Consider the following 16,109-nt stretch of genomic DNA (forward strand, 5'->3'; position numbering starts at 1 on the left):
CGGTACGACCAGCTGACCACTGACAGCGGACTGACACGGAGGACGTAGGAACATGACGACGCCGGACGAGCAGATCGTCAACGCACTTCGTGCCTCGCTGAAGGAGAACGCGCGGCTCCAGCAGGAGAACCAGAAGCTCCTGGAGGCCCCTGCCGAGCCCATCGCCATCGTGTCGATGGCCTGCCGGTACGCGGGCGGGATCCGTACCCCCGAGGACCTCTGGCGGGTCGTCACCGACGGCACCGACGTGTACACCGCGTTCCCCGAGGACCGGGGCTGGGACCTCGAAGGCCTCTACCACCCGGACCCGGACAACCCCGGCACCACCTACGTCCGCGAGGGCGCGTTCCTGCACGACGCCGGCCAGTTCGACGCCGGGTTCTTCGGCATCTCGCCGCGCGAGGCGCTCGCCATGGACCCGCAGCAGCGGCAGCTGCTGGAGGTGTCCTGGGAGGCCCTGGAGCGGGCCGGCATCGCCCCGCACTCCGTCCGGGGCACCGACATCGGCGTGTTCGCCGGCATCGTGCACCAGGACTACGCCCCGGACCTCAGCGGCTACGAGGGCTTCCTCAGCCTGGAGCGGGCCCTGGGCACCGCCGGCGGCGTCGCCTCCGGCCGGGTCGCCTACTCGCTCGGGCTGGAGGGCCCGGCGGTCACCGTCGACACCATGTGCTCCTCCTCGCTGGTCGCCATCCACCTGGCCGCCCAGGCGCTGCGCCGCGGCGAGTGCTCGATGGCGCTGGCCGGCGGTGCGACCGTGATGTCCACCCCGGGCGGCTTCGTGGGCTTCGCCCGCCAGCGCGGCCTGGCCTTTGACGGCCGCTGCAAGTCCTACGCGGCCTGCGCCGACGGCTCCAGCTGGGCCGAGGGCGCCGGTGTCGTCCTGCTGGAGAAGCTCTCCCGGGCCAGGGAGCTCGGCCACCGCGTGCTGGCGGTCGTCCGGGGCTCCGCGCTCAACCAGGACGGCGCCTCCAACGGTCTGACCGCGCCCAACGGCCCCGCCCAGCAGCGGGTCATCCGCAAGGCGCTGGACAGCGCCAACCTGTCCACGGGCGACATCGACATGGTCGAGGGCCACGGCACCGGCACCGTCCTCGGCGACCCGATCGAGGCACAGGCGCTGGTGGCAACGTACGGGCAGGACCGCGTGGACGGCCGGGAACCGCTGCGGCTCGGCTCGGTCAAGTCGGTGATCGGCCACACCCAGGCGGCCTCCGGGGTCGCCGGTGTGATCAACATGGTGCAGGCGCTGCGGCACGGCGTGATGCCGGCCACCCGGCACGTCGACGCGCCCACCCCGCAGGTGGACTGGACGGCGGGCGCCGTCGAGCTGCTGACCGAGACCCGGCCCTGGCCGGAGACCGGGCGGCCGCGCCGGGCCGGGGTCTCCTCCTTCGGCGCCAGCGGCACCAACGCGCACCTGATCCTGGAGCAGGTGCCCGAGGAGGAGCCCGCCCAGGCCGCGGCCGCGCCCGACGCCGTGGTGCCGCTGGTGGTCTCGGCGGCCTCCGCAGGGTCCCTGACGGGCCAGGCCGAGCGGCTGGTCTCCTTCCTCGACGCCGCGGAGGGGGTCTCCCTCGCCGGTGTGGCGGGGACGCTGGCCACCCGGCGCGCGGTGCTCGGCGAGCGGGCGGTGCTGGTGGCCGGTTCGCGGGACGAGGCGCTGGCCGGGCTGGCCGCGCTGGCCCGGGGCGAATCCGCCGCCGGGCTGGTGACGGGGAGCGCGACCGGGGCGGGCAAGCTCGTCCTGGTCTTCCCGGGGCAGGGTTCGCAGTGGGTCGGCATGGGCCGTGAACTGCTGGACTCCTCCCCGGTGTTCGCCGCGCGCGTCGCGGAGTGCGCGGCGGCGCTGGAGCGCTGGGTGGACTGGTCGCTGGAGGACGTGCTGCGCGGTGAGGCCCCGGCCGAGCTGCTGGAGCGCGTCGACGTGCTCCAGCCGGCCAGCTTCGCGGTGATGGTCGGTCTGGCGGCGGTCTGGGCGTCCGTGGGCGTGCTGCCGGACGCGGTGGTCGGGCACTCCCAGGGCGAGATCGCGGCGGCCTGCGTGGCCGGTGCGCTGTCGCTGGAGGACGCCGCGCGGATCGTGGCGGTGCGCAGCCAGGTGATCGCGGGCAGCCTCGCCGGACGCGGCGGGATGGCCTCGGTGGCGCTCTCCGAGACCGACGCCGTCGAGCGGCTGGAGCGCTGGGCGGACCGCGTCGAGGTCGCCGCCGTCAACGGCCCGGCGTCCGTGGTGGTCGCCGGTGACGCGGAGGCCCTCGACGAGGCCCTCGACGCGCTGGAGGACCAGGGCGTGCGGGTGCGGCGGATCGCGGTGGACTACGCCTCCCACTCCCGGCACGTCGAGGCGATCCAGGAGACCCTCGGCGAGGCCTTCGCGGACATCCGCAGCCAGGCCCCGCTGGTCCCGTTCTTCTCCACCGTCACCGGCGAGTGGATCGACGGGGCGGGCGCGCTGGACGGCGGCTACTGGTACCGCAACCTGCGCGGCCAGGTCCGCTTCGGCCCGGCGATCACCGCGCTGCTCGACGCCGGCCACACCGTCTTCGTCGAGTCCAGCGCCCACCCGGTCCTGGTCCAGCCGATCAGCGAGCTGGTGGACGCCGCCGACGCCTCGGCCGTGGTCACCGGCTCGCTGCGGCGCGACGAGGGCGGCCCGCGCCGCCTGCTGACCTCGATGGCCGAACTCTTCGTCCGGGGCGTCGCCGTGGACTGGACCGGCATCCTGCCGGCCGGGGCCGACACCGCCCTGGTCGACCTGCCGACCTACGCCTTCGACCACCAGCACTACTGGCTCCAGCTGACCGGATCGGCCACCGACGCCGCCTCGCTGGGCCTCACCGGCACCGACCACCCGCTGCTCGGCGCGGTGGTGCGGCTGCCGCAGTCGGACGGGCTGGTCTTCACCTCCCGGCTGTCGCTGCGCACCCACCCCTGGCTCGCCGACCACGCCATGCAGGGCGTGGTGATCGTCCCCGGCACCGTCTACGTCGACCTGGCGGTGCGCGCGGGCGACGAGTTCGGCTGCGGCATCCTCGAAGAGCTGGTCATCGAGGCCCCGCTGGTGCTGCCCGAGCAGGGCGGCGTGCGGGTCCAGGTCGCCGTCGGCGGCCCCGGCCCGACCGGCTCCCGGACGGTGGACGTCTACTCGCTGCGCGAGGACGCCGCCGGCGAGGACGGCGACGGCGAGTGGACCAGGCACGCGACCGGTCTGCTCTCGTCCGCCGCCCCGAGCGGCAGCACCACGCCCGCCGTGGACTTCGCCGCCTGGCCGCCGGCCGGCGCCGAGCCCGTGGAGATCGAGGACTTCTACACCGACCTGGTCGTCCGCGGCTACTCCTACGGCCCGGCGTTCCAGGGCCTGCGGGCGGTCTGGCGGCGCGGCGAGGAGCTCTTCGCCGAGGCCGTGCTGCCGCCGGAGCAGCGGGAGCACGCCGACCGGTTCGGGATCCACCCCGCCCTGCTGGACGCCGCCCTGCACACCAACGCGTTCACCAACCCGGAGGACGGCCGCAACGTGCTGCCGTTCGCCTGGAACGGGCTGGTGCTGCACGCGCTGGGCGCCTCCGCGCTGCGGGTGCGGGTCGCCCCCCGGGGCACCGACGCGCTGTCCTTCCAGGCCGCCGACGAGGCCGGCGAGCTGGTCCTGACGATGGACTCGCTGGTCTCGCTGCCGGTCTCCGCCGAGCAGTTGGGCAGCGCGGCCGGCCAGGACGGCCGGGACTCGCTGTTCCGGGTCGAGTGGACCGGGCTGCCCGCGCCCGAGGGCGCCACGGCCGCGCCGGTCTGGGCCCCGCTGTCCGGACCGGAGGACGTGGCCGCGCTGGCCGCCCGCGAGAACGTGCCGGCGGTCGCCGTGCTGGACGCGACCGCGGCCGACGCCGAGGCCGACCCGCTGGAGCTCACCTGCCGGGTGCTGGCCGCGATCCAGGCCTGGACGGCCGCGCCGGGCCTGGCCGAGGCCCGCCTGGTGGTCGCCACCCGGGGCGCCGTCCCGGCCGGCGGCGAGGCCGCCGTGACCGACCCGGCCGGCGCCGCCGTCTGGGGCCTGGTCCGCGCCGCCCAGGCAGAGAACCCGGACCGGATCGTCCTGGTCGACCTCGACCCCGCCGCCGCGGCCGGGGCGGGAGCCGTCCTCGGGGCGGTGCTGGCCTCCGGCGAGCCGCAGGTCGCGGTGCGCGGCACGGCGCTCTCCGCCTCCCGCCTGGTGCGCGCCGACGCCGCCCCGGAGGAGGCCCCTGCCACCGCCTTCGACCCGGACGGCACCGTCCTGGTCACCGGCGGCACCGGCTCGCTGGGCGCCGTGGTCGCCCGCCACCTGGTCACCGAGCACGGCGTCCGGCACCTGGTGCTGGCCGGCCGCCGGGGCCCCGCCGCCGAGGGCGCCGACGAACTGGCCGACGAACTCGCCGGACTCGGCGCCACGGTGTCGGTCGTCGCGAGCGACGTCACCGACCGGGAGGCGGTGGCCGCGCTGCTGACCGCCGTCCCGGCCGAACACCCGCTGACCGGCCTCGTCCACCTGGCCGGCATCCTGGACGACGGGGTGATCGGCGCGCTGACGCCGGAGCGGATCGCCGGGGTCTTCGCGCCCAAGGCGACCGCGGTGCGCCACCTGGACGAGCTGACCCGGGAACTCGCCCCGCAGCTGCGGACGTTCGTGGTCTTCTCGTCCGCCGCCGCGCTGCTCGGCTCGGCCGGCCAGGGCAGCTACGCCGCCGCCAACGCCTACCTCGACGCCCTGATGACCCGCCGTCGGGCCGGCGGACTGCCCGGTCTCTCGCTGGCCTGGGGCCTCTGGGAGCAGAGCACCGGCCTGACCGCCCACCTGAGCGAGGTCGACCAGGCCCGGATGAGCCGCGGCGGCGTCCTGGCGCTGACCCCGGCCGAGGGCCTGGCCCACTTCGACACCGGCCTGCGGGCCGAGCAGGCGCTGCTCGTCCCGATCAAGCTCGACCTGCGGGCGCTGCGCTCGGACACCGCGTCCGGCGGCGCCGTCCCGCACATGCTGCGCAGCCTGGTGCGGAGCGGGCGCCGGGTGGCACGGACCGCCGCCGGGGACGGCAGCGGGCTGGTCCGCCGCCTGGCGGGGAAGTCCGAGGCCGAGCAGGAGAGCATCCTGCTGGGCATCGTCCAGGCCGAGGCCACTGCGGTGCTCGGCTTCAACGGCCACGAACTGGCCCAGGGCACCCGGGGCTTCAGCGACATCGGCTTCGACTCGCTCACCGCGGTAGAGCTCCGCAACCGGCTGAGCGCCGCGACCGGGGTCAAGCTGCCCGCCACCCTGATCTTCGACTACCCCACGCCGGTGGCGCTCGCCCGCTTCCTGCGCGAGGAGCTCGGCGACACCGCGGCCGGTGCCGCCGCCGCCCCCACCGTGGTCGCGGCCGACCCGGACGAGCCGATCGCCATCGTCGGCATGGCCTGCCGGCTGCCCGGCGGCGTGGTCGACCCCGAGGGCCTGTGGCGCCTGGTGCACGAGGGCCGCGACGGCATGGTGGGCTTCCCGGACAACCGCGGCTGGAACCTCGACGAGCTCTTCGACGACGACGCCGCGAAGCCCGGCACCTCCTACGTCCACAAGGGCGGCTTCCTGCGCGACGCCGGGGAGTTCGACGCCGAGTTCTTCGGGATCTCGCCGCGCGAGGCGCTGGCGATGGACCCGCAGCAGCGGCTGCTGCTGGAGGCCTCGTGGGAGGCGCTGGAGCGGGCCGGCATCAACCCCGGCACGGCGCGGGGCGGCAACATCGGCGTCTTCTCCGGTGTCTCCATCCACGACTACGTCGAGTCGCTGACCAGCATGCCCGCCGAGCTCGAAGGCTTCGTCACCACCGCGACCGCGGGCAGTGTGGCCTCCGGCCGGGTCTCCTACGTGTTCGGCTTCGAGGGCCCGGCGGTCACCGTGGACACGGCGTGCTCCTCCTCGCTGGTGGCGATCCACCTGGCCGCGCAGGCGCTGCGGTCCGGCGAGTGCTCGCTGGCGCTGGCCGGCGGCGTCGCCGTGATGGGCTCGCCGGTCGGCGTCCTCGGCATGTCGCGCCAGCGCGGCCTCGCCGCCGACGGCCGGGTCAAGGCGTTCTCGGCGGGCGCCGACGGCACCATCCTCTCCGAGGGCGTCGGCATCGTGGTCCTGGAGCGGCTCTCCGAGGCCCGGCGCAACGGGCACCAGGTGCTCGCGGTGCTGCGCGGCAGCGCGGTGAACCAGGACGGCGCCTCCAACGGTCTGACCGCGCCCAACGGCCCCTCGCAGCAGCGGGTGATCCGCAAGGCGCTGGCCAACGCGGGCCTGGCCGCCTCGGACATCGACGCGGTGGAGGCGCACGGCACCGGAACGGCGCTGGGCGACCCGATCGAGGCGCAGGCCCTGCTGGCCACCTACGGCCGGGACCGCGACCCGGAGCGGCCGCTCTGGCTCGGCTCGCTGAAGTCCAACATCGGCCACACCCAGGCCGCGGCCGGTGTCGCGGCCGTCATCAAGATGGTGCAGGCGCTGCGGCACGGCGTGCTGCCCTCCACACTGAACGTCAGCGCGCCGACCCCGGAGGTGGACTGGTCCGCCGGTGCGGTCGAGCTGCTGACCGAGGCGCGCGACTGGGCCGCCGGCGGCCGGCCGCGCCGGGCCGGGATCTCCTCCTTCGGGATCAGCGGCACCAACGCGCACCTGATCCTGGAGGAGTCCGCCGAGGTGCCGGCCGTCGAGCCGGCGGCGGGCGACGTGCTGCCGGGCGCCGACACGGTGCCGCTGGTGGTGTCGGCCGCCTCGACCGGCTCGCTGGCCGGTCAGGCCGCGCGCCTGGCGGCCTTCCTCGACGCGGCGGACCGGCCGTCGCTCGCCGCCACGGCGAACGCGCTGCTGTCCCGGCGCGCGCTGCTCTCCGAGCGCGCGGTGCTGGTGGCCGGTTCGACGGAGGAGGCGCTGGCCGGACTGGGCGCGCTGGCCCGGGGCGAGTCGGCTCCCGCCCTGGTGACCGGCGGTTCGCTCGGCTCGGCCGGCGCGGGCCGGACGGTCCTGGTGTTCCCGGGGCAGGGTTCGCAGTGGGCCGGGATGGGGCGTGAACTGCTGGACGCCTCCCCGGTGTTCGCCGAGCGGATCGCGGAGTGCGCCCGGGCGCTGAGCCCCTGGGTGGACTGGTCGCTGGAGGAGGTGCTGCGCGGCGAGGCCCCGGCCGAGCTGCTGGACCGGGTGGACGTGCTCCAGCCGGCCAGCTTCGCGGTGATGGTCGGTCTGGCCGCCGTCTGGGCGTCCGTGGGCGTGCTGCCGGACGCCGTGCTGGGCCACTCCCAGGGCGAGATCGCGGCAGCCTGCGTCGCCGGTGCGCTGTCGCTGGAGGACGCCGCCCGGATCGTCGCGGTGCGCAGCCAGGTGATCGCCGGTCAGCTGGCCGGTCGCGGTGGCATGGCGTCGGTCGCGCTCCCCGAGAGCGAGGCGCTGACTCGCCTGGAGCGCTGGGCGGACCGCGTCGAGGTCGCGGCCGTCAACGGCCCGGCCTCCGTCGTGGTGGCCGGTGACGCCGAGGCCTTGGACGAGGCGCTGGAGGTCCTCGCGGCCGACGGCGTGCGGGTGCGCCGGGTCGCGGTGGACTACGCCTCCCACACCCGTCATGTCGAGGCGATCGAGGAGACCCTGGCGGAGGCCTTCGCGGACATCCGCAGCCAGGCCCCGCTGGTGCCGTTCCTCTCCACCGTCACCGGTGAGTGGATCGACCAGGCGGGCGTGCTGGACGGCGGGTACTGGTACCGCAACCTGCGCGGCCAGGTCCGCTTCGGCCCCGCCGTCGCCGCGCTGCTCGAAGCGGGCCACACCGTCTTCGTCGAGTCCAGCGCCCACCCGGTGCTGGTCCAGCCGATCAACGAGATCGTGGACGAGGCCGCGGCCGACGCCCTGGTCACCGGCTCGCTTCGACGGGACGAGGGCGGCCCGCGCCGGCTGTTCCTGTCGATGGCCGAACTCTTCGTCCGCGGCGTGGCCGTGGACTGGAGCGGCGTGCTGCCCACCGGCACCGCCCCGCTCGACCTGCCGACCTACGCCTTCGACCACCGGCACTACTGGCTGCAGACCGCCCCGGCCACCGACGCGGCCTCGCTCGGCCAGGCCACCGTCGACCACCCGCTGATCGGCGCCGTCGTCCGGCTGCCGCAGTCGGACGGGCTGGCGTTCACCTCCCGGCTGTCGCTGCGCACCCACCCCTGGCTGGCCGACCACGGCGTCGGCGGGGTCGTCCCCGTCCCCGGCGCCGCGCTGGTCGAGCTGGCCGTCCGCGCCGGTGACGAGGTCGGTTGCGGCACCCTCGACGAGCTGGTGATCGAGGCCCCGCTGGTGCTGCCCGAGCACGGCGGCGTCCGGGTCCAGGTCACCGTCGGCGGCCCCGACGGGAGCGGTGCCCGCAGCGTCGACGTCTACGCCGCCCGCGAGGACGCCGACGACGACACCGGCGCCTGGACCAGGCACGCCACCGGCCGGCTCTCCCCTGCGGCGGCCCGCACCGAGGCGCACGCCGACCTCGTCGTCTGGCCGCCCACCGGCGCCCGGCAGGCGCGTGCCGACGAGCTCTACGACGACCTGCTCCGCCTCGGCTACGCCCTCGGCCCGGCCTTCCAGGGCGTCCGCGGGCTCTGGCGGCGCGGCGAGGAGGTCTTCGCCGAGGTCGCGCTGCCCGAGGACCAGCGCGCCGACGCCGGCCGCTTCGGCATCCACCCGGCGCTGCTGGACGCCGCCCTCCAGTCCGGCCTGCGGCACGCCGCCGTGGCCGACGGGACCGCGGGCGGACCGCGGCTCTGGCAGCCGGCCGAATGGACCGGCCTGACGCTGCACGCCGCCGGCGCCTCGGCGCTGCGGGTGCGGCTCGCGCCGTCCGACCGGAACGGGCTCTCGCTGGAGGCCGCCGACGAGACGGGCGGCCCGGTCCTGACCCTGGAGGCGCTCGCCTTCCTGCCGGTCTCCGCCGAGCAGCTCTCGTCCGCCGCGGCGGACGCCGGCCCGGACGCCCTCTTCCGGGTGGACTGGACCGACCTGCCCGAGACCCCCGCCGGCGGCGAGACGCTGCCGCCGTGGGTGCCGCTGTTCCACGCGGACGAGGTGCAGATCCTCGCCGACAACGTCACCTCCCCGGTGGTCGCGCTGGTGGAGGCGACCGACCGGCGCGGCGACGCCCTGGCCCTGACCGACCGGATCCTGGACCTCGTCCAGACCTGGCTGGCCGCACCGAGCCTGGAGGACTCCCGGCTGGTGCTGGTGACCCGGGGCGCGGTGCCGGCCGGCGGCGACGCCGCGGTGACCGACCCGGCGGGCGCCGCCGTCTGGGGCCTGATCCGCGCCGCCCAGGCGGAGAACCCGGACCGGCTCGTCCTGATCGACACCGACACCGCCACCGACCTCACCTCCGGCACCGACGTCGAGCCGCTGCTCACCGCCGTGCTGGGCTCCGGCGAGCCGCAGGTCGCCGTCCGGGCCGGGGTGCTCTCCGCACCGCGGCTGGTCCGCGCGGCCGGTGGCGACGCGACCGGCGCCGAACCGGCCTTCCGCCCGGACGGGACCGTCCTGGTCACCGGTGGCACCGGCTCGCTGGGCGCGCTGGTGGCCCGGCACCTGGTCACCGAGCACGGCGTCCGGCACCTGGTGCTGGCCAGCCGGAGCGGCCTCGGGGCCGAGGGCGCGCCGGAGCTGGTGGCCGAACTGGACGGGCTGGGCGCGGCGGTGACGGTCGCCGCCTGCGACGTGACCGACCGGGAGGCGGTGGCCGCGCTGCTGGCCGCCGTCCCGGCCGAGCACCCGCTGACCGGCGTCGTGCACACCGCCGGTGTGCTGGACGACGGCGTGATCGGCGCACTGACGCCCGAGCGGATCGCCGGGGTCTTCGCGCCCAAGGTGACCGCCGTACAGCACCTGCACGAGCTGACCCGTGACCTCGACCTGACGGCCTTCGCGGTGTTCTCCTCCGCCGCCGGCCTGTTCGGCTCGGCTGGCCAGGGCAACTACGCGGCCGCCAACGCCTACCTGGACGCCCTGATGGCCCGCCGGCGGGCCGACGGGCTGCCCGGTGTCTCGCTGGCCTGGGGCCTGTGGGAGCAGAGCACCGGCCTGACCGCGCACCTGAGCGAGCTGGACCAGGCCCGGATGAGCCGCGGCGGCGTCCTGGCGCTGACCCCGGCCGAGGGCCTGGCCCTGTTCGACGCGGCCCTGCACGCCGACCGGGCCCTGGTCGTGCCGATCAAGCTCGACCTGCGGGCGGCCCGCGCCGACGCGGCCTCCGGCGGCGCCGTCCAGCCGCTGATGCGGGGTCTGGTCCGGGCCGGCCGGCAGGCCGTCCGGGCGGCGGCCGCCCAGCGTAGCGGCGGCGGGCTGGCGGACCGGCTGGCCGGGCTGTCGGCCAGCGAGCAGGAGGCCCTGCTGCTCGACCTGGTCCGCGGCCAGGTGGCGACCGTCCTCGGCCACGCCGGGGCGGACAGCGTCAAGGCGGAGAAGGCGTTCAAGGACGCCGGCTTCGACTCGCTGACCTCCGTCGAACTGCGCAACCGGGTCCGTGAGGCGACCGGCCTCAACCTGCCCACCACCGTCGTCTTCGACTACCCGACCCCGCTCGCCCTGGCCCGCCACCTGCACGGCGCGTTCGGCCACGTGGCCGCCGCGGCCGGGCCCGCGGCGCCGGCCGTCCTGGCCGCCGACCCCGACGAGCCGATCGCGATCGTCGGCATGGCCTGCCGGCTGCCCGGCGGCGTGGCGAGCCCGGAGGACCTCTGGCGGCTGGTCGCCGACGGCCGGGAGGCCCTCTCCCCGTTCCCGGAGGACCGCGGCTGGGACCTGGACGGCCTGTTCGACGCCGACCCCGGCCGGATCGGCACCTCCTACGTCGACCGGGGCGGCTTCCTGCACGAGGCCGGCCTGTTCGACGCCGGGTTCTTCGGGATCTCGCCGCGTGAGGCGCTCGCGATGGACCCGCAGCAGCGGCTGCTGCTGGAGGCGTCCTGGGAGGCGCTGGAGCGGGCGGGCATCGACCCGGCCGCGCTGAAGGGCACCGACGTCGGCGTCTTCTCCGGCGTCATGAGCCAGGGCTACGGGTTCGGCGGCGAGGTGCCGCCGGAGCTGAGCGGCTTCACCGCGACGGGCTCCGCCGGCAGCGTGGCCTCCGGCCGGGTCTCCTACGTGTTCGGGTTCGAGGGCCCGGCGGTCACCGTGGACACGGCCTGCTCGTCGTCGCTGGTGGCGATCCACCTGGCCGCCCAGGCGCTGCGCCAGGGCGAGTGCTCGATGGCGCTGGCCGGCGGCGCCACGGTGCTGGCCAACCCGCACACCTTCGTGGAGTTCTCCCGCCAGCAGGCGCTCTCGCCCGACGGCCGCTGCAAGGCCTTCTCCTCGACGGCGGACGGCACCGGCTGGGCCGAGGGCGCGGGTGTGGTGGTGCTGGAGCGGCTCTCCGAGGCACGACGCAAGGGGCACCGGGTGCTCGCGGTGGTCCGAGGCTCGGCGGTGAACCAGGACGGCGCGTCCAACGGGCTGACCGCGCCCAACGGGCCCTCGCAGCAGCGGGTGATCCGCAAGGCGCTGGCCAACGCGGGCCTGTCCACCGTCGAGGTGGACGCGGTCGAGGCGCACGGCACCGGCACGGTGCTGGGTGACCCGATCGAGGCGCAGGCCCTGCTGGCCACCTACGGCCAGGACCGGGAACCCGGGCGTCCGCTCTGGCTCGGGTCCGTGAAGTCCAACCTGGGGCACGCGCAGGCGGCCGCCGGGGTCGCCGGTGTGATCAAGATGGTGGAGGCCCTGCGCCACGGCGTCCTGCCGCCCACCCTGCACGTCGAGGAGCCCTCGACCGAGGTGGACTGGCAGGCCGGCGCGGTCGAGCTGCTGACCGAGGCGCGGGACTGGCCGGAGACCGGCCGACCGCGGCGTGGCGGGGTCTCCGCCTTCGGCGTCAGCGGGACGAACGCGCACCTGATCCTGGAGCAGGCCCCGGTCGAGGCCGAGGCGCAGGCCGTCGTGGTCGAGAACGCTCCGGCCGGTACGGTGCCGCTGGTGCTGTCGGCGAAGAGCGCGGGCTCGCTGGCCGGGCAAGCCGACCGCCTGGCGCCCTTCGTCGAGACCTCCGGGGCGGGGGCGGCGGAGATCGCCGCCGCCCTGCTGGCCCAGCGGGCGCTGCTGTCGGAGCGCGCGGTGGTGCTGGCGGGCTCGCCGGAGGAGGCGCTGGCCGGGCTGAGCGCCCTGGCGCGGGGTGAGAGCAGCCCCGTCCTGGTGACGGGCACGGTGTCCGACACCGACCGGACGGTGCTGGTGTTCCCGGGGCAGGGGTCGCAGCGGGTCGGAATGGGCCGTGAGCTGGCCGAGCGGTACCCGGTGTTCGCCGAGGCCTTCGACGCGGCCTGCGAGGCGCTGGACGCGCAGTTGGCGGGGTGGACCGACCACCCCGTCAAGGACGTGGTGCTCGGCACGGCCGGATCCCTCGACCAGACCGTCTACACCCAGGCCGGGTTGTTCGCGGTGGAGACGGCGCTGTTCCGGCTGATCGAGTCCTGGGGCGTCCGGCCGGACGCCGTCATGGGCCACTCGATCGGGGAGATCACGGCCGCGCACGTGGCCGGGGTGCTCTCGCTCGGCGACGCGGCGGCGGTGGTCGCCGCACGCGGTCGGTTGATGCAGGCGCTGCCCTCGGGCGGTGCGATGGTGGCGGTCGCCGCGACCGAGGCCGAGGTCGCCGAACTCCTCGGTGACGGCGTGGACCTGGCGGCGGTGAACGGCCCGTCGTCGGTGGTCCTCTCCGGTGAGGAGGCGGCCGTGCTGAAGGCCGCCGAGAGCCTGAAGGCACAGGGCCGCAAGGTCAAGCAGCTGACCGTCTCGCACGCCTTCCACTCGGCGCTGATGGAGCCGATGCTGGCGGAGTTCGCCACCGCCCTGGCCAACGTGTCGTGGGGCGAGCCCAAGCTCGCGGTGATCTCCAACGTCACCGGCCGCGTCGCCGAGCCCGGCCAACTGGCCGATCCCGCCTACTGGGTGGACCACGTGCGCCGCCCGGTCCGGTTCGCCGAGGGCGTCGCCGCGGCGGCCGGACCGGGCGGAGCGCTCTTCGTCGAGCTGGGCCCCGGCGCCGCGCTCAGCAGCGCGGTGGCGGAGTCCGCCGGGGAGGACGCGGTCTGCGTCGCCGCCCTGCGCGACGGCCGCCCCGAGGCGCACACCGTACTGACCGCGGTGGCCGAACTCTTCGTCCGGGGCGTCGCGGTGGACTGGACCGGCCTCCTGCCCACCGGCACCGCCCACCTGGAGCTGCCGACCTACGCCTTCGACCACCGGCACTACTGGCTGCAGACCACCGCCGCCACCGACGCGGTCTCGCTCGGCCAGGTCACGGCCGACCACCCGCTGCTCGGCGCGGTGGTGGAGGTGCCCGAGACGGGCGGGGTGCTCTGCACGTCCCGGCTGTCGCTGCGCACGCACGCCTGGCTCGCCGACCACGCCGTCGGCGGGGTCGTGCTGGTCCCCGGCACCGGCCTGGTGGAGCTGGCCGTCCGGGCCGGCGACGTGGTCGCCGCCGGCGGGCTCGACGAACTGGTCATCGAGGCACCGCTGGTGGTGCCCGAGCACGGCGGAGTCCGGATCCAGGTCGCCGTCGGCGGCCCCGACGAGGACGGCACGCGGACCGTCGCGGTCTACTCGGCCCGCGAGGACGCGGCCGGCGAGATCGGCCCGGACGCCTGGACCAGGCACGCGGCCGGCACCCTGACGGCGGCCCCGGCCGACCGCCCGGCGGCGCCCGGCTTCGACACCACCGCCTGGCCGCCGGCCGGCGCGGAGCCCGTGGAGCTCGACGTCGCCGGCTTCTACGAGGACCTCGCCCGGCACGGCTACGCCTACGGCCCGGCGTTCCAGGGCCTCCAGGCCGTCTGGCGGCGCGGCGAGGAGCTCTTCGCCGAGGTCGCCCTGCCGGACGAGCGGCGCGACGAGGCCGCCCGCTTCGGCATCCACCCGGCGCTGCTCGACGCGGCCCTGCACACCCAGGCGTTCGCCCAGCCCGAGGACGGCCACAACGTCCTGCCGTTCGCCTGGAACGGGCTGGTGCTGCACGCCGCCGGCGCGGGCGCCGTCCGGGTCCGGATCGCCCCGCAGGGGCCGGACAAGCTCGCGCTGACCGCGGTCGACGAGGCCGGCGGCGCCGTCCTGACGGTGGACTCGGTGACCTTCCGGCCGGTGGACGTCGAGCAGCTGGACACCGCCGCGGCCGCGGACGAGGGCCGCGACGCACTGTTCCGCCTGGAGTGGAGCACACTGCCGGCGGCCGCGGCCGCGGCGGCGCCCTCCTGGGTGCCGGTCGCCACCGGCGAGGAGGTGGCCGCGCTGGCCGCGCTGGCCGCCGAGGCCCCCGCCGTCGCCGTCCTGGAGGCCCACGGCGGCGAGGGCGCCGACCAGGTGCTCGCCCTGACCGCACAGGCCCTGGAGGTCGTCCAGGCCTGGCTGGCCGACGCGGCCTTCGAGGACGCGCGGCTCGTGGTGGTCACCCGGGGCGCGGTGCCGGCCGGCACCGACGCCGACGTCACCGACCCGGCGGGCGCGGCGGTCTGGGGCCTGCTGCGCACCGCGCAGGCCGAGAACCCGGACCGGATCGTCCTGCTCGACCTCGACCCGGACACCGACGGCTCCTTCACCACCGTGCTCGGCGCCGTCCTGGCCGCCGACGAGCCGCAGGTCGCCGTCCGGGCGGCGGCGCTCTCCGTGCCGCGCCTGGTCCGGGCGCAGGCCCGGCCCGCGACGGAGGCACCCGAGGCGTTCCGCCCGGACGGGACCGTCCTGGTCACCGGTGGCACCGGCTCGCTGGGCGCGCTGCTGGCCCGGCACCTGGTCACCGAGCACGGCGTCCGGCACCTGGTGCTGGCCAGCCGGAGCGGCCTCGGCGCCGAGGGCGCGCCGGAGCTGGTGGCCGAACTGGACGGGCTGGGCGCGGCGGTGACGGTCGCCGCCTGCGACGTGACCGACCGGGAGGCGGTGGCCGCGCTGCTGGCCGCCGTCCCGGCCGAGCACCCGCTGACCGGCGTCGTGCACACCGCCGGTGTGCTGGACGACGGCGTGATCGGCGCACTGACGCCCGAGCGGCTGGCCCGCGTGTTCGCCCCGAAGGTGACCGCCGTGAGCCACCTGGACGAGCTCACCCGTGACCTCGACCTGACGACCTTCGCGGTGTTCTCCTCCGCCTCCGGCCTGTTCGGCTCGGCCGGCCAGGGCAACTACGCGGCGGCCAACGCCCACCTCGACGCCCTGGCGCACCGGCGCCGGGCGGCGGGCCTGCCCGGTACGTCCCTCGCCTGGGGCCTCTGGGAGCAGATCAGCGGCATGACCGCCCACCTGGGCGCCGCCGACCAGGCCCGGATGAGCCGCGGCGGGGTCCTGCCGATCGGCCCGGCCGAGGGCATGCGGCTGTTCGACGCGGCGCTGCGGACCGACACGGCGCTGGTCGTGCCGATCAAGCTCGACCTGCGGTCGCTGCGGGCCGACGCGGCCGCCGGCCGCACCGCCCAGCCGCTGCTGCGCGGACTGGTGCGCTCCGGGCGGCAGTTGGCCCGGACCGCGGCCGGTGACAGCGGCGGGCTGACCCGCCGGCTCGCCGGCCTGGCCCCGGCGGCGCAGGAGGCCCTGCTGCTGGACCTGGTCCGCGGCCAGGTGGCGACCGTGCTCGGTCACGCCGGGCCCGACCAGGTCGGCCCGGAGACGGCGTTCAAGGACGCCGGCTTCGACTCGCTGACCTCGGTCGAACTGCGGAACCGGCTGCGCGAGGCGACCGGCCTGAAACTGGCCGCGACGGTGGTCTTCGACTACCCCGCGCCGCTCGCCCTGGCCCGGTACCTGCACGGCGAGCTCGGCACCACCGACGACGCGCTGTCGATGGTGAACGCCAAGATCGAGGACATCGAGTCGCTGATCGCCGGACTGGTGTCCGACGAGTCCAAGAAGGCCGGCATCGTGCTCCGCCTCCAGGGGTTGGTGGCGAGGTTCAACGGGGTCGAGCAGACGGAGGAGTCCACGGTCGCCGAGCAGTTGGAGTCCGCCTCCGCCGATGAGGTCCTCGACTTCATCAACGACGAGCTCGGCATCTCTTGAGCACCACGCCTTCACGGTCTGCCCAAACCCCGGT

General features: G+C 76.2%; 1 protein-coding gene. It reads left to right on the forward strand.

The window, feature by feature from the left end; all coding sequences use genetic code 11:
* The first annotated feature begins 52 nt into the window (after positions 1-52).
* Positions 53-16,075 carry a type I polyketide synthase gene (locus ACFWA9_RS08440; RefSeq protein WP_380384577.1) on the forward strand — a complete coding sequence of 5,341 codons (16,023 nt, stop codon included), beginning with the start codon at positions 53-55 and terminating at the stop codon, positions 16,073-16,075.
* Positions 16,076-16,109: the final 34 nt, after the last annotated feature.

The sequence above is a fragment of the Kitasatospora sp. NPDC059973 genome, assembly GCF_042737525.1.
GTDB lineage: Bacteria > Actinomycetota > Actinomycetes > Streptomycetales > Streptomycetaceae > Kitasatospora.